The organism is Acidovorax sp. FG60, from assembly GCF_057808995.1.
In genome coordinates, this window is sequence record NZ_JBMDJC010000011.1 from 35,262 (window position 1) to 51,956 (window position 16,695).

The following is a 16,695-nucleotide window of genomic DNA, read 5'->3' on the forward strand; positions in this document are numbered from 1 at the left end:
GAACGGGAAAACACCCGATAGCGGCCCAGTCTAAAACAAGCGGGGGCGGAAGGCGCAGGCGCTCGGTGCCCCGGACACCACTCAACCGTTCAGTTCCACCACCGTGCCCCAGGGCACGCCGGGCAAAGCCTCGTAATGCGCCACGACCACCACCCGCCCGGGCTGGCCCGCCACCTGCGCCAGGGCGCGGCCCAGGTAGGTGGCCGACGGCTTGTCCAGCCCGCCCACAGGCTCGTCGATCAAGGTCAGCGGCGCGCCCGAGGCCAGCGCCCCGGCCATGAGCACCTTGCGCTTGCTGCCGGTGGACAGCGCGTAGAACGGCTTGTCCAGATGCTCGTGCAGCGTGAAGCCTTCAATGTGCGTGGCCAGCGCTGCCGCATCCCACAGCGGGTAGTGCGCGGGCAGGCTGTCCAGCCAGCCACGGGCGGTGAGTTTGTCCAGGTCGCCAGCACGGGGATCAACCCAGAACACCATGTGCGCAAAGGCCTTGGGCGCGTCGCTCAGGCGCACACCCTGCAGCGTGATGCGCCCGGCCTGTGCCGTGAGTTCACCCGCAAGCAGGCGCAGCAGCGTGGTCTTGCCACTGCTTTCGTCGCCACGCACCAGCGCCAGGCCTGCAGGCAGCGCCACCGACCACTGGTTGAGCACCCCACATTCGGGATAGGCAAAACACAGCCCCTCCACCTGCAACACCACGTTCTCAGACATCCTGCTTCCTTGGGTTTGTTGCGCAGGACATTCCGTACAAGCCTGCGCCGGTCCAGGATTCTAGAGAGCGGTCGAGTGGGTCTCGGCTTTGCGCCGCCACCGTGCCCACAGCCAGCCACCGGTCTGGTTGACCACCAGGCCACACAACACAGCGGCTGCGCCCGCCCACTGCAGCGGCAAGGGCGTTTCGCCCAAAAACGCATACGCAGCCCACAGCCCTACCACTGGCACCAGCAGCGAAAACGGCGTCACCCGCCCGGCCGCGTGGCGTTGCAGCAGCTGCGTCCACAGCGTGTAGGCCAGCAAGGTGGCCAGCAATGCGAGGTAAAGCACTGCGAGCAAAGCCCTGCCGTCCACCGCCTGCAATTGCGCCACGACACCGCTGGCGCCTTCGGTCCACACCGCCAGCGCAAAGAACGGAACGATGGGCACCACGCTGCTCCACACGATGAACGGAAACGGCGCGTAAGCCCCTGCCTGCGCAGCGCGGCGTGCCACCAGGTTGGACACCGCCCACATGAAGGCCGCGCCAAGGGTGAGCACAAAACCGGCCAGCGTCATCTGCCCGGGCCCTTCTCCATGGGCAAGACCAATCGTCATGAGCCCGCCAAACGCCAGCAGCAGACCCCACCACTGCCAGGGTTTGGCGCGCTCACCCAGCAGCGGTGCAGCCAGCAGCAGCGTAAAAAACGCCTGCGTCTGCATGACCACCGAGGCCATGCCCGCCGTCATGCCCAGCTGCAGACCCAGGAACAGAAAGCCGAACTGCCCCAGCCCCTGCGCCAGCCCGTAGCCCACCACAAAGCGCCAGGGCATCGATGGGCGGGGCACGAACAGCAGAAACGGCAAGGATGCCGCAGTGAAACGCAGGGCACCCAGCAGCATGGGGCTGAGCCCCTGCAAGCCCAGCTTCATCACCACAAAGTTCAGCCCCCAGATGACCACCACGGCCAGCGCGCGCAGCAGGTCGCCACGGCTCAGTGCCAGCGCCGTCATGCAGCCACCGCCGCAGCCGCAGCCACCGGCCGCCCTTGGCGCGCCCGGGCAGCCACAAAGGCTTCGAACGCCTCTGCGCTGGTCTTGCCGGGCACGTAGCCCAGCACCTCCTTGAGCGCGGCATTGAGCAGCACGGGGCGGTAACGCAGAAAATCCAGTTGCTCTGGCCCGTAGCGGCTCAGGCCCAGCGCGGAGCCCACCGCCAGCGCGGCACGCAGCAGGCCCGCAGGCAACTCCAGCACCGGTTTACCCAGGCGCCGGGCGATCTCGCGCAGCGGCAGCGCACCATCGCCCGCCAGGTTGAAACAGCCAGCGCGCTGCGTGCGCAACGCATGCAGGATGGCGCCGGTCACGTCCTCGTCCCAGATGAAAACAAACGGGCTCTCGCTGCCACGGATGGCCAGCAGGCGGCGTTTGTCGAACAGCGCGGTGATCTGGTTGTCCACCCGCTCGCCCAGGATGGTGCCGATGCGCAGCACCGTCTGCGCCAGCGCGGGGTGGTCCGCGCGGTACTGCGCCAGCATCTCTTCCACCAGCCGCTTGTGGTGGGCATAGGCAAAAACCTCATTGCCGCGCAGCGCATCGGTCTCCCGCAGCCAGGCCGGGTTGTCGACGTGGTAACCATAGGCCGCGCCGCTGGAGCTGACCACAATATGTTTCACCCCCGTGGCCACGCAGGCGTTGAGCACATTTTTGCTGCCGAGCACATCCACGGAGTATTCGAATTCGCGGTTGGATCCTTTGCCCGGCGTGACGATGGAGGCCAGGTGCACCACGCTGTCGATGGCATGGTCGGCCAGCGTCTGCGCCAGCGCGGGGTCACGCACGTCCTGTACCAGATAGATCACGCCAGGCAGGCGGCGCTCGGCAGGCACCTCGCGCACATCGGCCGCCACCAGCGTGTGCACACCCTCGCGCGCAAGGGCGGCCACTACACCCCGGCCCAGAAAACCGTCGGCCCCGGTCACCAGGATGCGGCGCGTTGCCAATGAAGAAGCCGTCATGCGCCGTGCTCCTTGGCCGAAGCCCCCGGCGGCACCCCCGCAGGTCTGCGGCCCCACCATCCCGCCAGCGCCAGGCCGGCAATGATGTCCCAGAAGCCCCAGACACCCGCCACCACGGCCATGCCCCCCAGACCTCCAAAAAAACTGAAGATCAGCACCAGGCCCAGGCCCGCGTTGCGGATGCCCACCTCAATGCTCACCGCGCGCCGGTCGTAGTCCGACAAGCCGCTGAGCCGCGCGCAGGCATAGCCGGTGCCAAAGGCCAGTGCGTCATGCAACACCACGGCCAGAAGCACCAGCCCCACGTAGTCGAGGAAGTAGCGCCAGTTGCCCGCCACGGCCCCGACGATGAAACCGATCAGGCAGACAAAGCTGAGGATGCGCACGGGCTTGTTCACCCGCTGCGTGAAACGCGGCAGCTTCTCCGCACACAGAATGCCCAGCGCAAACGGCAGCCCGATGATGGCGACGATGTGCCCCGCCATCTCCAGCGGGTCGAGCGCAATGCTGCGCAACAGCGGCGCCGCCGTGGGGTGCAAACCGCCCCAGAACGCGAAGTTGAGCGGCATGAGCACAATCGCCAGCGCGTTGGAGATCGCCGTCATCGACACCGACAGCGCCACATTGCCCCCGGCGCGGTGCGTGAGGATGTTGCTCACATTGCCCGGCGGGCAGCAGGCCACCAGGATCATGCCCAGCGCGATGCTGGGGCCGGGCTGGAGCAGCAGCGTGAGCACAAAGGTCACGGCAGGCAGCACGATGAACTGCGCCGCAATGCCCACCGCCATGGCGCCGGGCATGCGCAGCACGCGCTTGAAGTCGGCCACGCGCGTATCGAGCGCAATGCCGAACATGAGAAACCCCAGCACCACGTTGAGCGCCACCAAGGACGCGGGGTTGAAGTTGAGGCGGATTTCGTCGACGGGGAGCATAGATAACCTTTGAGTTCAGTTCTTCACCGCGTATTGCGAAACGCGCAACGCACGAAACTGTCGCAGCGACGGCGTGGGACGCCGAGCAAGGGCCGCCCCGCAGCGAGGGCGTCGTCCCCTCGCCCGCAGTGCGCAGCGCTGCGAGAGCGGGGGGAAGGCGCGCAGCGCCTCAGGGGGGCTTTCATGCCAGGGCAGCGGCCGCTGCCCGCACCGCGTTGCGGTAGGTGTCCTTGTGGACGTAGTACGCCATGCGTTCAAGCTTCAGGTACTTGAAGCCACCCGACAGATCGGGTGGAGGTCCGGCCTTGGCCTGGCGCAAGGCCTCGGCGCGCGGCGATCCTTCAGACTGCGCCTTGAAAAAGCGCGCTACCAGCTCCGCTTGCTCGTAACGGCCCTGCCAGCCGATGCCGCTGGCCTCGATCATCCCCATCACGGCCAGGTTGTCGAAGCGCGGCGACAGGATGTTGAGGTACAGCTGCGGCGCCATGCCGTTCCAGTTGAGCAGGCTGTGGTCGATAAAAGGGTAGTGCAGCTTGTAGCCGGTGGCGCAGAGCACCAGGTCGTAGTCATGCGCGCTACCGTCCTTGAAAAACACGGTGTGGCCCTGCAGGCGCGCAATATCGGGCTTCACATGGATGTCGCCGTGACCCAGGTGGTGCAGCACCAGCGAGTTCACCACGGGGTGCGATTCGTACATCTTGTAGTCGGGCTTGGGCAGGCCAAACCGCGCCGGGTCGCCGGTGAACCACTGCAGCACCACGCTGTCGATCTTCTGCTTGAGCCAGGGCGGCATCTTGAACTTGCCACCCAGCGTGTCGGCGGGCTGGCCGAACACGTATTTGGGGACGAAGTAGTAGCCGCGCCGCACCGACAGATCCACGCTGCGCGCGTAATGCACCGCATCCACGGCTATGTCGCAGCCCGAGTTGCCCGCGCCCACCACCAACACGCGTTTGCCTTTGAACAACTCCGCGCTTTTGTAGGCGCTGGTGTGCAGCAGTTCGCCATCAAACTGGCCTTCAAAGCGCGGCATGTTGGGCTCGGCCAGCGTGCCATTGGCAATCACCACGCCCTTGAACTCTGCGGTCTGCGCGGGTCCGCCGTGCTGGCTCCAGGTGACGCGCCACAGCGGCGCTGCGCCCTCGCCCACGGGCTCGACCTTCAGCACGCGGGTACCAAACCAGTAGTGCGGGCGCAAACTAAAGTGCGCGGCAAAGTCCATGAAGTACTGCCGCATCTCGCGGTGGCTGGGGTAGTCGGCCACCTCGGGTCGCATGGGGAATTCGGTGAACTCCGTGGTGTGTTTGCTGGAGATGAGGTGCGCGGACTCATACACCGTGCTGCGCGGGTTCTCGATGTTCCACAGGCCGCCCACGTCGGTGTGTGCTTCAAAGCCCTGGAAGGGCACCCCCAGCTTTTGCAGGTTGCGCGCAGCCGCCAGGCCACTGGGGCCGGCGCCTATCAGAGCGATCTGGGTGCGGGTATCTGCCACAGTGGGTGTTGTCTCCGTTGTCATGCGTTTTTGCTTTCGTTGTGTATCGGTGTCTCCGTAGGCAACGGCAGGCCCGGAATGGCCGTGGCCCCCGCCTCGCCCACGCGCGGCTTGCGCGGCTGGCCCAGCAGCAGGCGGTCGTGCAGGGCATCGGGCAACAGGTTCAGCAAGCGGGCCAGCCAGCCGATGCGCGCGGGCAGCACGATGTGGGTACGACCTTGCGCGACGCCCGCCAGCAGGTCCCGGGCTGCGGCTTCGGGCTCCATCAGGCCCGGCATGGCAAAACGATTGCCCGCCGTAAGCGCGGTGCGAAGGTAGCCAGGGCTCACCGTGCTGACCACAATGCGTTCACCACGCAGCTCGGCACGCAGGCTCTCCAGGTAGCGGATGAGCCCGCCCTTGCTCGCGCAATAGGCACCGTTGCCCGGCATGCCGCGCCAGCCTGCAATGCTGGCCACACCCACCAGGGCGCCTCGCCGCTGCGCGCGCATGGCTTTCACAAACGGCTGAAAGGTGGTGGCCGCGCCCAGCAGGTTGATCTCCAGCATGCGGCGCAGCACCGCGAGGTCGTCGGCTTCGGCAGTGTCAAAGCCGCCTGCCACGCCCGCGTTGGCAATGACGAGGTCGGGCACCGCGCCCGAGAGCGCCATCCAGTCGGCCGCCATGGCCTGCATCGCGGTGCTGTCGGCCACATCGGGCGTGTACACCGCGCAGCGCCCAGGCGCCAGCGCAGCCAGTGCCCGCAACGTGGGCAAGTGAAGCCCCACCAGCGCGACGGCGGCGCCTTCGCCGATCAGCTCCCGCGCCAGGGCCTGGCCCAGGCCACCACAAGCGCCTGTGAGTACCGCGTTCTGAAAAGTCGCCGCCATGAGCACCCCGTGAAATGTTGGTTTGCAGCTTAGCCACAATGCTCAATAATCCCGAAATGTTTTATGGATTCGTCTCGAATTTCGGGATTTATGACCAACTCATCCCCCAGCCTGCGCCTGTTTGAACTGCTGGAAATCATGTGCGCCCATGGCCGCCCGTTCAGCCTGGCGGACGCCATCGAGGCCACAGGCTGGCCCAAACCCAGCGTGCACCGCATGCTGGGCCAGCTGGAAAGCGGTGGCCTGCTGGCCCGCGAGCCCGATGGGCGCCGCTACACCCCCGCACCCCGCCTGCTGCGCCTGGCCGAAAGCACGCTCAGCGCGGGCACCCAGCATGGCGTGCGCCATGCGGTGCTGCGCCAGCTGGTGGCCGATATTGGCGAGAGCTGCAACCTCACGGCGCTCAGCGGCGCCGAGGTGATCTACCTGGACCGCGTGGAGTCGGCCTTTCCGCTGCGCATGGAGCTGCGGCCCGGCACGCGCGTGCCCATCCACTGCTCGGCCAGCGGCAAGCTGTTTCTGGCCCACCTGTCGGCCGCGCGCCGGGCGGCGATCCTGGACGGACTGCCGCTGACCCGCCACACGGCCACCACTTTGATCGACCGCACCGCCCTAGAGGCCGAGCTGGAGCAGATCCTGCGGCAGGGTTACGCCACAGATGCCGAAGAGTTTGTGGACGGTCTCGTTTGTGTGGCTGTGCCTGTGCTGGGCAGCGGGCGGCGGCAGGTACGCTGCGCCGTGGCCCTGCAAGCACCGGCGGCACGCATGCCGCTGGCGCAGGCGCTACAGCAGGTGACCCGCCTGGGCGAAGCCGCCCAGGCGCTGGGCCGTACCTGGACATGACATCTCTTTAACGGACACCATGAACCTGAACTACCTGGATTTTGACTACAGCGAAGACGCGGACGGCGTAGGTACGTTTGACGCCATGGCGAGCGTGCAGCCCGCGCAGATTCCCGCATTACATGCCGAGATCAGCGCCGTGCTGGTCTGGGCGCACCAGCATTGGCCCGATGCCTGCGGCCCGTCGGAAGATGGGGGCATATGGCACTACGACCTGCAAGGCGTGCAGGAGATCAGCACACCGCTGGTGCTGACGTTTGATGACCCCGCCGGGCAACTGCGTGCGGCGCCAGGCAACCCCGCCCCACCGCGGACCACGATCACATTGACAATCAGCGGAAATGCTGACTTTTGCGGTGCGTTGCGCGACGCCTTCGCGATCGAATAGCCTCCATAGCCCCAATTACCAGCAAAAGCCCCACGTTGCGAACAGGTTAGCGCGTCGGCAAGCGGCAATCTCTCGGGCATCGTTACAGTTGCGACTCCTCAGTTCAACTCAAGACCGGAGAGTTTCATGCTGTCACGCCGCCACTTCCTGGGTGCAAGCCTTGCCACCACCGTTTACGCAGCGGGCTCGTTTGTCCCCGTGTGGGCCCAGAACGCGCCCAACTTCGGAACCCCCACCTTGCCCAGCCCCGGCTTTCGCCGCATGAAGGTGGGCGATGTGGAGGTGATTGCGCTGAACGATGGCATCACGCGCCGCCCGCTGGGAGAGGAATTTGTGAAGAACGCGCCGCTGACCGAGGTGCGTGCGCTGCTGGCATCGCAAGGACTGCCCACCGACTACATCGACGTGCCCTACACACCCTTTCTGGTGGTGGCAGGCGCGCGCAAGATCCTCATCGACACCGGCTTGGGCGAGTTTGGTGGCGCCACCACCGGCAAGCTGCTCGACAGCCTGCGCGCGGCAGGCATGCAGGCAGCCGACATCGACACCGTGCTGATCAGCCACTACCACGGCGACCACATCAACGGCATCCGCAACAAGGCCGGTGAGTTGGTTTTCCCCAAGGCCAAGGTGATGGTGCCTGCCGCCGAACACGCGTTCTGGATGGACGACGCCCGCATGGCAGCTGCGCCCGCAGGCATGAAGGGTGCATTCGATAACGTGCGCCGCACCTTTGCCACCATGCCCGCAGACACGCTGGTGCAGTTTGCGGCCGATGCGGAAGTGGCGCCGGGCATCAAGTCTGTGGCGGCCTATGGCCACACGCCGGGTCATACGCTGTTCGAGCTGACCTCGTCGGGCCAGAAGTTCTTCTACGTGGCAGACCTGACCAATGTGCCTGCGCTGTTCGCTCGCAATCCCGACTGGGCTGTGACCTTTGACATGGACGCCGAGGCTGCGCGCAAGGTGCGGCGCGATGTGTTCCAGCGCATCACCGCCAGCAATGCCATGCTGGGCGGCTTCCACTTCCCGTTCCCTGCGTTTGGCCGCATGGCGGTTTCTGGCAATGGCTATGCCTTCCAGCCTGCCGCCTGAGCCCCGCATTGCCCGCCGTGCGGTGCTGAGCGCCGGGCTGGCCTTGGCCAGCCTGCGTGGCTGGGCGGCGCAAGACGCGGATGCCGAAGCCTTGTTGCGCAAGGGCGGGGTGGTGGCCGCCTTCCGCCACTCGCTGGCCCCCGGCACATTCGACCCCCCAGGATTCCGCCTGGGTGACTGCAGCACCCAGCGCAATCTGAGCGAAGAAGGCCGCGCACAGGCACGCAGCGTGGGCGCGTGGTTTCAGCAACGGCAACTCCAACCTGGCAAGGTTTTATCAAGCCCCTGGTGCCGCTGCGTGGACAGTGCCGCCCTCGCCTTTGGTACGCCGCAGGTCTGGGCGGCACTCGGGTCGCCCCGGGGTAGCCCGGAGACCACCGGTGCGGCCCACCTGCGTGAACTGCGTACAGCGCTGGCCACAGCGTCGTCTCAGCCCGGTCGTTTCGAAGTGTGGTTCACCCACATGTTTGTGCTGTCCGACCTGGCAAGTACCAACACCAGCTCGGGCGAGGGGCTGATTCTCCGGGCAGATCGCAGTGGCAACGTCGAGGTCCTGGCGCGTCTTTCCATACCCGCCTGACGGGGTGACCTGGCGGCTTCCCGCGAATGGGTAGCGGGCGGGCATGGCGGCGGGTCGTTCGCCTACATCGGGCGCGGGGGAAAGGACTATCCTCAAGCCACGCTGCTGTGCCGGATGCCCCGGAACGCGGTGCACGAAGGACATGCCCATGGCAAACACCCAAAGCCCTCCCCCGCAGTCAAATACCCGCAACGCTGCCACCTGGCCTGCCCCCTACCCCGCCCAGCAAGTCGGCACAGTCCCTGCAGACCAGCCAAGCCATGACCGCGTACGCATGGAGCTGCAGATTGATCTGAGCTACGAGGTGGACCAGCATGGTGCCGATTTTGTCTTCAACATCCACGCGGCGCAGACACCCAACCAGTCGGTAAGCGCAGAGCGCCTTGTCATCAACCAGCCCATTGCCCACCACATTCATACCGACCCAGCCACTGGAAACCGCTATCTGCGGCTGCATGGCGAGCCCGGCACGCTGGAGCTGTCGTATTCAGCCACGGTCGATATCAACCACTACCGCATCGACCCCTCCCAATTGGCAGAAGTACCGGTGCGGCGCCTGCCGCAAGAGGTAATGGGCTACATCTACCCCAGCCGGTATTGCCAGTCCGACCGGCTGCTGCGCCTGGCGACGAACGAGTTTGGTGCGCTGTGGCAAGGGCACAGCCGCGTGCAGGCGATCTGCGACTGGGTGCAGCGGCACGTGGCGTTCACCTCCAACACTTCCAACTCCAACACCTCTGCGGTGGACACGCTGGTGGAGCAGGTGGGCGTGTGCCGTGACTTCGCCCACCTCATGATTGCCTTGTGCCGCGCCATCAACATCCCGGCCCGCTTCACCACCGGAACCGACTACGGCGCTGACCCGGCCCTGGGCCCCCCCGACTTTCATGCCTATGTGGAGGTGTACCTGGGCGACCGCTGGTACATCTTTGACCCGTCTGGCACGGCGATCCCCATGGGCCTGCTGCGGTTTGGTGTGGGGAGGGATGCGGCAGATGTGGCCTTTGCCACCATCTTCGGTGGCGTGTGGGCCAAGCCCCCCGTGATCCGTACGATGGCCATTCAGGATGCCGCGCGGGGTTTTGAGTTGCCCCGCCATTGCACACAAGCGCTGTCCACCGACCACGGCGCAGGTGTGGCGGCGGGTGTGGCCGCAGGTTTTGTGGCGGCCTGAGCACCCACAAAACACCTGCCAAACACCTTTGAAAGCCCGGCAACCCGGCTGTGGCCTAAAATCTCTCCTTTTTCCACCAACTCAGAGACCTACCATGGGCAACAAGATCGTCACCGAAGCAGACCGCAAGCGCACCCCCCGCCCTACGCCCGTGCCCGGCTACACCCTGGCCACTCCCGGCCGTGGCCAGCGCGTGAGCCTGGAACGCGGTGTGGCAACCCGCAGCAAGAAGAACCCTGGCAAGCGCTCCAAGAAGGGCGGCTGATCGCCAGATCGCCACGGGCCGACTGCGGTTGGTTCCTTGCAAGAAAGCCCTCGCCAGAGGGCTTTTTGCTTTCTGGGGCTTTCACACCACCCGGCCGGTGGCGCCTTGCTCCGGCAACCTGTGCCAATATTCACCCATGATCACCGTCCATCACCTCGAAACCTCGCGCTCGCAGCGCGTTCTCTGGCTGCTCGAAGAACTGGGTGTTCCCTACGAGCTGAAAATCTACCAGCGCGACAAGGCCACCAAGCTGGCCCCGCCCGAACTCAAGAAGATCCACCCGCTGGGCAAATCACCGGTGATCACCGACGGCAAAGAGGTCATCGCCGAGTCGGGCGCGATCATCGAATACCTGGTGGAAACCTACGGAGCCCAGGCGGGCGGCGACCTGGCCCACCTGCAACCGGCGCCGCGCACGCCAGAGTACCGCCAGTGCCGCTTCTGGATGCACTACGCCGAAGGCTCGCTCATGAACTGGCTGGTGATGAAGCTGGTGTTCATGACCATCCCGACCCAGCCCATGCCGTTCTTCGTCAAGCCCATCGCCAAGGCACTGTGCGGCACGGTGCAGGAGAAATTGATCGACCCCAATGTGAACACCGCGCTCGACTTCATGGAGCAGCACCTGGGCACGCACCGCTGGTTTGCGGGCGATCACCTCACCATGGCCGATTTTCAGATGAGCTTTGCGGTGGAGGCCGCCCTCTCACGTGCCAGCAAGGCCGGTGCGTGCCCCAACCTTCTGGCCTACAAGCAGCGCATGGAGGCCCGCCCCGCGTACCAGCGCGGCATTGCCAAAGGTGGCCCGGTGGTGATGTCCGCCTGAACATCGTCGGGATCACAGAGATGCCTGACCGCGTCGCTACCTACTCGGTGCTTTTTGTGTGCATGGGCAACATCTGCCGCAGCCCCACGGCCCACGGCGTGTTCCGGCACAAGGTGGTTCACAGTGGTTTGGCCAGCCAGGTGCGTGTGGACTCGGCAGGCACCCACAACTACCACCCCGGCAAGGCACCGGACGAGCGGACGCAACGCCATGCGGCGCAACGGGGCTACGACCTGTCGGATCTGCGCGCTCGGCAGATGCTGGCCAACGACTTTGAACGCCACGATCTGGTTCTGGCGATGGACTGGGACAACCTGGCCCTTGCGCAAGACCTTTGCCCACCCGAACACGCCCGCAAGTTGCGCCGTATGACAGAGTTCTGCCAACGGTTCGACAGCCCCGTGGTGCCCGATCCGTACTACGGCGGGGCCGCTGGTTTTGAGGAGGTGCTGGACCTGGTGGAAGACGCCTGTGATGGCCTGCTGCACCATGTGCGGCAGCAGTTGCAGCGGCGGTCCAGGCCGCTTTAGCACTACGCGGCGCGCACCCCACACACCAGCGCACCGGGGTCGTTGTGCGCCAGCTCCCGGTCATTCTTGGCCTGGGCCACTTCCATGTCGCGCGGCAGGGTGACACCGTTTTTGACGGCCAAAATTTCGGCCATCACGCTCACCGCAATCTCGGGTGGTGTCTTGCTGCCGATGTAGATGCCAATCGGCCCGCGCAGGCGCGCCAGGCTCTCCTCGGTCTGGTCGAAGTGTTCGATCATGCGGGCACGGCGCGCCTCGTTGTTGCGGCGCGAGCCGATGCCACCCACATAGAACGCATCCGTGTTCAGCGCCTCCAGCAGCGCCAGGTCATCGAGCTTGGGGTCGTGCGTGAGGGCCACCACGCAACTGCGTCGGTCGGGCTTGAAGGCCAGCACCACGTCGTCGGGCATGTCACTCACCACCGTGGCAGCGGGCACGTTCCAGCTGCCCCGGTATTCCTCGCGCGGGTCGCACACCGTTACCGCAAACCCGTTGAACAGCGCCATGGTGGCCAGGTATTCCGCCAGCTGGCCCGCGCCGATCAGCAGCATGCGGTACTCGGGGCCAAAGGTGTTGGTAAGCCGCTCAGCATCCACCACCAGCTCGGTGGGCGCTGCCGCAGGCGTTAGCGTGACCGCGCCGTCGACCAAGCGCACACTGCGCTGCATCAGGCGCCCAGCCTCCAGCGCGGTGATCAGTGTTGCCAGGCTGTCCGGGGCCGGGTCGTACTCCAGCAGCAGCTCCAGCGTTCCGCCACAGGGCAAGCCGAAGCGGTGCGCCTCGTCTGCGGTGACGCCGTATTTCACAAACGTCGGCGGGCCGCTGGGAATGCGGTGATCTTTGCCCGCGTTCGCCGTGGGCGCGCCCTGTGCATAGGCCCGTGTATGGCGATCGATCAGATCGTCCTCAATGCACCCGCCCGACACAGACCCCACCACCGAACCGTCTTCACACAGCGCCATGATGGAGCCCACCGGCCGGGGTGAAGAGCCCCACGTGCGCACCACCGTCGCCAGCAACGCCCGCCGCCCGGCGGCCCGCCAGCCCTGCAGCGTGCGCAACACCATCACATCCAGGTTTTCCATCGTTCCGTCACCAATTCATTTCTGCCGCTTATTCAGATATTCCCGTCTACGCCCGCTGCGTCTGAAACCGCGCGGTGCCCGGGCCAGCGCCACCGTGGATCCGGCTTTGCCGGGCCACCGGAGGCGTCCCCCTCAGGGGGAAGACGCGAAGCGGCTCAGGGGGAGTCAATTGATTGCCCAGGCTATCAGCACCAGCGCCGCCGCGCCCACCACCCACACCCAAACCGGAATGCCGCTGGGGGGAATATCCTCCCCCGCCGACGCCGCCAGTGCCCCAGGCTCGGTGGGCGCTTCGGAGGATGCCGCACCATCGTCTGCCGGCGCGCGCGGATGGCGGCTTTGCATTTCGTTGTCAAAGCGCTTGAAAAAATCCTCTGCCATGCTCTTGGCCGCGCCGTCGATGAGCCGCTGTCCCAGCTGAGCGATCTTGCCGCCCACCGTGGCATGCACGGTGTAGTGCAGCTCGCAGCTTTCCTGCCCAGCGGCATCCGCGGGCAAAGGCACCAGTTTGACCTGCGCATTGCCCTTGCCAAAACCCGCCACACCACCCGATCCGTCGAAGGCTATGGTGTAGCTCTCCGGCGGCACGATGTCCGACAGCGTGATCTTGCCCGCAAACTTGGCCGACACGGGGCCGATCTTGAGCGCCATGGCGACCGCGTATTGGTTGTCACCGGTCGCCTCGACCTTGTCGCAGCCGGGGATGCACAGCTTGAGCACCTCAGGATCGTTGAGCGCTTCCCAGGCCTGCTGCTGGCTCACGGCGAGGGTGCGGCTGGCTTGCATTTCCATGGTGGGTTCCTTGTGTTGTCTGGTGTTGTCTGGTTATCTCTGAAATCGGTCACTGCCGCAGCACGGCCGCCAGGCTGGCCGCCAGATCCTGCAAGCGGCTCAGGTTGTGCACGGCCACCATGCCGTGGGCCTGGCGGTGCAGTTCGGAGGCGCCGCGTGCCGTGGGTGCATAGCCTTCAAAACGCAGCAAGGGGTTGAGCCACAGCAGGCGTCCGCAATGGCGGCGCAGCCAGCCCAGTTCCTGCGCCAGCACCTCGGGCGTGCCGGTGTCCAGCCCGTCGCTGATCAGCAGCACGAGGGTGCGCCGCCCCACCAGCCTCCGGGCATGCTGCAAACGCAGCTGGGCCAGGCTGTCGCCCATGCGGGTGCCCCCCGCAAAATCATTGATGGAATGGCTGGCCACCTGCAGCATCGCGTCGGTATCGGCCAGGCGATATGCTGGCGTGAGATCGGTCAGCCCGGTGCCAAACGCAAACACGTCGCGGCGCACGGCATCGCCGGTGTGGCGCGGTGCCGTGGCGGCATGCAAAAACGCCAGCAGCAGCCGCGCGTAGCGCTCCATGGAGCCCGACACATCCACCAGCACCAGCAGCGGCAGCGGTTGCTGGCGCCGCTGCAGCAGCGGGATGCGCAGCACCTCGCCCCCGTTGCGGGCCGCGTGGTGCATGGCGCCGGGCCAGTGCGGGCGGCTGCCGCGCCCACCGGGGCGGGTGCGGCGGGCGGCGTAGCGCGGCAGGGGCAAGGGCACCTCGCGCGCCAGGCGCTCCACCAGCAGGTATTCGCTGGCCGAGAGCTGGTTGAAGTCGGCCTGCCGCAGGCGCTGCAGGTCACTGGCCGTCATGGCGGCGTCGAAATCGATCTTCTCGTCCTCGCGCGGCGGGGGGGCGTTGCTGGCCGCACGCACGGGGGCCAACGCCTCGCTCACGCGCGGGCGGCGTTTGGCGGGCTCGGCCTTGGACTCAGCGCTGGGCAGCATCTGCGCCAGCAGCTTTTGCGCCACGTTGGGGTTGCGAAAGTACGCGTCGAACAACTCGCGGAAGACCAAACGGTCCTGCTCGCGGCTGACCAGCACGGCCTCCAGTGCGGCGCTGAAATCCTCGCGCCGCAGGCCCACCAGCATCACCGCCTGCTGGGCCAGCGCCATGCGGGCGGCGTCCACGCGCACACCGGCGCGGCGCAGGGTGCGGCCAAAACCGCTGAGGTTGTCGGCGAGCTTGCCCGTGCGGGCATCGCCCAGCTGGGAAATCGTTTTGACCTCTGCCACGGTTGAGCCCTCAGGCATCGGCCTCAGCGGGTTGCAGCAACTGCGCCGCCATGTCGCGCGTGAGCGCAGCCACGTCCTCGCGCTGCTTGAACAAGATACCTGCGGTGTCGGACACCACTTCGGGGTCCACCACGATGGTGTCGAGCGCGACCAGCGCCTTGGCCCACTCCACGCTCTCTGCGATGCCCGGCGCGCGCTGAAAAGCGTTGGCAAACGGCTGGCTGCGCAGGCGGCCCACAAAATCCGCCACCTGGGTGGCCAAAGCCGCGCTGGCGTCCGGCACCTGCGCACGCACGATGACCAGTTCGCGCTCGCGCTCGGGGTAGTCCAGCCAGTGGTACAGGCAGCGGCGTTTGACGGCGTCGTGTAGATCCCGCGTGCGGTTGCTGGTGAGGATGGTGACCGGCGTGGCCGTGGCGCGCACGGTGCCGATCTCGGGAATGCTCACCTGGTACTCGCCCAGGTATTCGAGCAAAAACGCCTCAAAGGGCTCGTCGGCGCGGTCCACTTCGTCGATGAGCAGCACGGCGCCGGGTTCTGGCGCCTGCAGCGCCTGCAGCAAAGGGCGTCGGATGAGGTAGCGGTCTTGGTAGACCTCGCGCTCCACCTGCGCCATGTCGGCACTGCCTTTGCCTTCCGCCGCGCGCATGTGCAGCAACTGGGCGGCGTAGTTCCATTCGTACAGGGCCTCGCGCTGCTCCAGGCCGTCGTAGCACTGCAGACGGATCAGGCTGCGTTCCAGCACCTTGGCAAGCGCCTGGGCCAGCGCCGTCTTTCCCACGCCGGGCTCGCCCTCCAGCAGCAGCGGGCGCTGCAGCTTGAGCGCCAGGAACACGGCCGTGGCCAGCCGCCGGTCGGCAAAATAGCCCACGCCCTGCAAGGCCGACACCAGGGCGTCGATGGAGGACAGCGCAGGCGCGGTCATGGGCACGGGAGGGGAAACGTTCATTACTATAGTTTCTATAGCTAATAGCGCTTGATAGAAAAGCGCTAGAGGCCAATTTCATTCAAACACCCGCCCCTGGATGCAGTATGCAGGGCGCGGGTGCTATCCCCCATCAGCCCAGGATTTGCGCTACTGCTCTTTGGGTCTGCACGCTGATGAGGTTGGCGCGATAGGCCGCACTGGCGTGGATGTCAGCGTTGAGATCGCTTGCATCGATCTTCACCGCCGCCGCCGATGCGGGCGTAAAGCTCTGGTTCAGCGCTGCCTCCAGACCCGCATGCCGGAACACGCTGCTGGCCGCGCCCGTGATGGCCACGCGCACACCGCCGTCCGTCTGCGCCACAAACACACCCACCAGCGAGAAGCGCGATGCAGCCTGCTTGAACTTGAGGTACGCCGCGCGCTTCGGAATCGGAAAGCGGATGGCGGTGATGATCTCGCCCTCTTCCAGCGCCGTGGTGTACATGCCCACAAAAAAGTCGTCGGCCGCAATCTCGCGCTGATTGGTGATCACGGTGGCGCCCAGGCCCAGCACGGCGCTGGGGTAGCACGCCGCTGGGTCGTTGTTGGCCACCGAACCACCCAGCGTGCCGCGTGCGCGCACCTGCCGGTCGCCGATGTGCGCGGCCAAGTCGGCCAGCGCGGGGATGGCGGCCTTGACATCGGCGCTGTTGGCCACGTCCATGTGGCGCGTCATGGCGCCGATGACCAGCGCGTTGCCCTCGCGGCGGATGCCCGCCAGCTCGGGGATGTTGTTGAGGTCAACGATCTTCTCGGGGTTGGCCAGGCGCAGCCGCATCGACGGCAGCAGGCTTTGGCCACCGGCCAGCAGCTTGCCGCCCTGGGCTATGAGCTGTGCAGCGGCGGCGGTGGAGGAGGGATTTTCAAAGGTGAATGCGTACATGC

General features: G+C 66.2%; 19 protein-coding genes. 8 read left to right on the forward strand and 11 right to left on the reverse strand.

Translation table 11 applies throughout. From position 1 onward, the window contains the following. Window positions 1–81: 81 nt before the first annotated feature. The 6 genes from ACODS0_RS17145 to ACODS0_RS17170 all read right to left on the reverse strand — a co-directional run bounded on the left by ACODS0_RS17145 (window position 82) and on the right by ACODS0_RS17170 (window position 6,001). Entirely contained in the window at window positions 82–708 is a 627-nt protein-coding gene (locus tag ACODS0_RS17145) for an ABC transporter ATP-binding protein (protein WP_488836121.1), read from the reverse strand. Window positions 709–768: 60 nt separating this feature from the next. Then, window positions 769–1,704, reverse strand: coding sequence for an EamA family transporter (locus ACODS0_RS17150; RefSeq protein ID WP_488836122.1), 936 nt, complete (start codon window positions 1,702–1,704; stop codon window positions 769–771). After that, window positions 1,701–2,708, reverse strand: coding sequence for an NAD-dependent epimerase/dehydratase family protein (locus ACODS0_RS17155; RefSeq protein WP_488836123.1), 1,008 nt, complete (start codon window positions 2,706–2,708; stop codon window positions 1,701–1,703). The genes ACODS0_RS17150 and ACODS0_RS17155 overlap by 4 nt, the downstream gene beginning before the upstream one ends. Then, window positions 2,705–3,640 (reverse strand): bile acid:sodium symporter family protein, encoded by a 936-nt coding sequence (locus tag ACODS0_RS17160; RefSeq protein WP_488836124.1) that lies wholly within the window; start codon window positions 3,638–3,640, stop codon window positions 2,705–2,707. Before ACODS0_RS17160 ends, ACODS0_RS17155 begins: the two co-directional genes overlap by 4 nt. A gap of 181 nt (window positions 3,641–3,821) precedes the next feature. Continuing rightward, window positions 3,822–5,156: a flavin-containing monooxygenase gene (locus ACODS0_RS17165; RefSeq protein WP_488836125.1), complete on the reverse strand. Its 1,335-nt coding sequence runs from the start codon at window positions 5,154–5,156 to the stop codon at window positions 3,822–3,824. Then, a complete protein-coding gene (locus ACODS0_RS17170; protein ID WP_488836126.1) occupies window positions 5,153–6,001 on the reverse strand; it encodes an SDR family oxidoreductase in 849 nt (282 codons plus the stop codon). The genes ACODS0_RS17165 and ACODS0_RS17170 overlap by 4 nt, the downstream gene beginning before the upstream one ends. Before the next feature lie 90 nt (window positions 6,002–6,091). Here ACODS0_RS17170 and ACODS0_RS17175 point away from each other — a divergent pair, with 90 nt between their 5' ends. From ACODS0_RS17175 to ACODS0_RS17210, 8 genes are all read left to right on the forward strand, one after another. Continuing rightward, window positions 6,092–6,844, forward strand: coding sequence for an IclR family transcriptional regulator (locus ACODS0_RS17175; RefSeq protein ID WP_488836127.1), 753 nt, complete (start codon window positions 6,092–6,094; stop codon window positions 6,842–6,844). 19 nt (window positions 6,845–6,863) lie between these two features. Further along, on the forward strand, window positions 6,864–7,232 hold the full coding sequence (locus ACODS0_RS17180; protein ID WP_121507161.1) for a hypothetical protein: 369 nt from the start codon (window positions 6,864–6,866) through the stop codon (window positions 7,230–7,232). A 126-nt stretch (window positions 7,233–7,358) separates the two neighbouring features. Beyond that, the gene (locus ACODS0_RS17185) at window positions 7,359–8,327 is read left to right on the forward strand and encodes an MBL fold metallo-hydrolase (RefSeq protein WP_121419351.1); all 969 of its coding nucleotides are present in this window, start codon (window positions 7,359–7,361) and stop codon (window positions 8,325–8,327) included. Beyond that, complete coding sequence (locus ACODS0_RS17190) at window positions 8,305–8,907, forward strand: histidine phosphatase family protein (protein WP_488836128.1); 603 nt, start codon at window positions 8,305–8,307, stop codon at window positions 8,905–8,907. The genes ACODS0_RS17185 and ACODS0_RS17190 overlap by 23 nt, the downstream gene beginning before the upstream one ends. A gap of 274 nt (window positions 8,908–9,181) precedes the next feature. Further along, complete coding sequence (locus ACODS0_RS17195) at window positions 9,182–10,081, forward strand: transglutaminase-like domain-containing protein (RefSeq protein ID WP_121507164.1); 900 nt, start codon at window positions 9,182–9,184, stop codon at window positions 10,079–10,081. Between the two features lie 94 nt (window positions 10,082–10,175). Next, window positions 10,176–10,346, forward strand: coding sequence for a hypothetical protein (locus ACODS0_RS17200; protein WP_162995995.1), 171 nt, complete (start codon window positions 10,176–10,178; stop codon window positions 10,344–10,346). Window positions 10,347–10,482: 136 nt separating this feature from the next. Continuing rightward, the gene (locus tag ACODS0_RS17205) at window positions 10,483–11,172 is read left to right on the forward strand and encodes a glutathione S-transferase family protein (RefSeq protein ID WP_488836129.1); all 690 of its coding nucleotides are present in this window, start codon (window positions 10,483–10,485) and stop codon (window positions 11,170–11,172) included. Window positions 11,173–11,192: 20 nt separating this feature from the next. Next, the gene (locus tag ACODS0_RS17210) at window positions 11,193–11,702 is read left to right on the forward strand and encodes a low molecular weight protein-tyrosine-phosphatase (RefSeq protein ID WP_121507166.1); all 510 of its coding nucleotides are present in this window, start codon (window positions 11,193–11,195) and stop codon (window positions 11,700–11,702) included. A 2-nt stretch (window positions 11,703–11,704) separates the two neighbouring features. Here the strand turns inward: ACODS0_RS17210 and ACODS0_RS17215 are convergent, their stop codons facing one another. From ACODS0_RS17215 to ACODS0_RS17235, 5 genes are all read right to left on the reverse strand, one after another. After that, a complete protein-coding gene (locus ACODS0_RS17215) occupies window positions 11,705–12,787 on the reverse strand; it encodes an XdhC family protein (RefSeq protein WP_488836130.1) in 1,083 nt (360 codons plus the stop codon). Window positions 12,788–12,952: 165 nt separating this feature from the next. Further along, a complete protein-coding gene (locus ACODS0_RS17220) occupies window positions 12,953–13,579 on the reverse strand; it encodes an SRPBCC family protein (RefSeq protein WP_218299136.1) in 627 nt (208 codons plus the stop codon). A gap of 49 nt (window positions 13,580–13,628) precedes the next feature. Then, window positions 13,629–14,861 (reverse strand): vWA domain-containing protein, encoded by a 1,233-nt coding sequence (locus ACODS0_RS17225; RefSeq protein WP_488836131.1) that lies wholly within the window; start codon window positions 14,859–14,861, stop codon window positions 13,629–13,631. After that, on the reverse strand, window positions 14,854–15,768 hold the full coding sequence (locus tag ACODS0_RS17230) for an AAA family ATPase (protein ID WP_488836205.1): 915 nt from the start codon (window positions 15,766–15,768) through the stop codon (window positions 14,854–14,856). Before ACODS0_RS17230 ends, ACODS0_RS17225 begins: the two co-directional genes overlap by 8 nt. Before the next feature lie 133 nt (window positions 15,769–15,901). After that, a complete protein-coding gene (locus tag ACODS0_RS17235; RefSeq protein ID WP_218299134.1) occupies window positions 15,902–16,693 on the reverse strand; it encodes an FAD binding domain-containing protein in 792 nt (263 codons plus the stop codon). Window positions 16,694–16,695 lie beyond the last annotated feature (2 nt).

What these genes read in the sequence shown, in the direction of transcription:
- ACODS0_RS17185 (WP_121419351.1), top strand. Translation starts at nt 7,359, where the DNA reads ATGCTGTCACGCCGCCACTTCCTGGGTGCAAGCCTTGCCACCACCGTT.
- ACODS0_RS17235 (WP_218299134.1), bottom strand. Translation starts at nt 16,693, where the DNA reads ATGTACGCATTCACCTTTGAAAATCCCTCCTCCACCGCCGCCGCTGCA.
- ACODS0_RS17230 (WP_488836205.1), bottom strand. Translation starts at nt 15,768, where the DNA reads ATGACCGCGCCTGCGCTGTCCTCCATCGACGCCCTGGTGTCGGCCTTG.
- ACODS0_RS17190 (WP_488836128.1), top strand. Translation starts at nt 8,305, where the DNA reads ATGCCTTCCAGCCTGCCGCCTGAGCCCCGCATTGCCCGCCGTGCGGTG.
- ACODS0_RS17200 (WP_162995995.1), top strand. Translation starts at nt 10,176, where the DNA reads ATGGGCAACAAGATCGTCACCGAAGCAGACCGCAAGCGCACCCCCCGC.
- ACODS0_RS17205 (WP_488836129.1), top strand. Translation starts at nt 10,483, where the DNA reads ATGATCACCGTCCATCACCTCGAAACCTCGCGCTCGCAGCGCGTTCTC.
- ACODS0_RS17175 (WP_488836127.1), top strand. Translation starts at nt 6,092, where the DNA reads ATGACCAACTCATCCCCCAGCCTGCGCCTGTTTGAACTGCTGGAAATC.
- ACODS0_RS17180 (WP_121507161.1), top strand. Translation starts at nt 6,864, where the DNA reads ATGAACCTGAACTACCTGGATTTTGACTACAGCGAAGACGCGGACGGC.
- ACODS0_RS17170 (WP_488836126.1), bottom strand. Translation starts at nt 6,001, where the DNA reads ATGGCGGCGACTTTTCAGAACGCGGTACTCACAGGCGCTTGTGGTGGC.
- ACODS0_RS17225 (WP_488836131.1), bottom strand. Translation starts at nt 14,861, where the DNA reads ATGCCTGAGGGCTCAACCGTGGCAGAGGTCAAAACGATTTCCCAGCTG.
- ACODS0_RS17160 (WP_488836124.1), bottom strand. Translation starts at nt 3,640, where the DNA reads ATGCTCCCCGTCGACGAAATCCGCCTCAACTTCAACCCCGCGTCCTTG.
- ACODS0_RS17165 (WP_488836125.1), bottom strand. Translation starts at nt 5,156, where the DNA reads ATGACAACGGAGACAACACCCACTGTGGCAGATACCCGCACCCAGATC.
- ACODS0_RS17220 (WP_218299136.1), bottom strand. Translation starts at nt 13,579, where the DNA reads ATGGAAATGCAAGCCAGCCGCACCCTCGCCGTGAGCCAGCAGCAGGCC.
- ACODS0_RS17195 (WP_121507164.1), top strand. Translation starts at nt 9,182, where the DNA reads ATGGAGCTGCAGATTGATCTGAGCTACGAGGTGGACCAGCATGGTGCC.
- ACODS0_RS17210 (WP_121507166.1), top strand. Translation starts at nt 11,193, where the DNA reads ATGCCTGACCGCGTCGCTACCTACTCGGTGCTTTTTGTGTGCATGGGC.
- ACODS0_RS17215 (WP_488836130.1), bottom strand. Translation starts at nt 12,787, where the DNA reads ATGGAAAACCTGGATGTGATGGTGTTGCGCACGCTGCAGGGCTGGCGG.
- ACODS0_RS17155 (WP_488836123.1), bottom strand. Translation starts at nt 2,708, where the DNA reads ATGACGGCTTCTTCATTGGCAACGCGCCGCATCCTGGTGACCGGGGCC.
- ACODS0_RS17150 (WP_488836122.1), bottom strand. Translation starts at nt 1,704, where the DNA reads ATGACGGCGCTGGCACTGAGCCGTGGCGACCTGCTGCGCGCGCTGGCC.
- ACODS0_RS17145 (WP_488836121.1), bottom strand. Translation starts at nt 708, where the DNA reads ATGTCTGAGAACGTGGTGTTGCAGGTGGAGGGGCTGTGTTTTGCCTAT.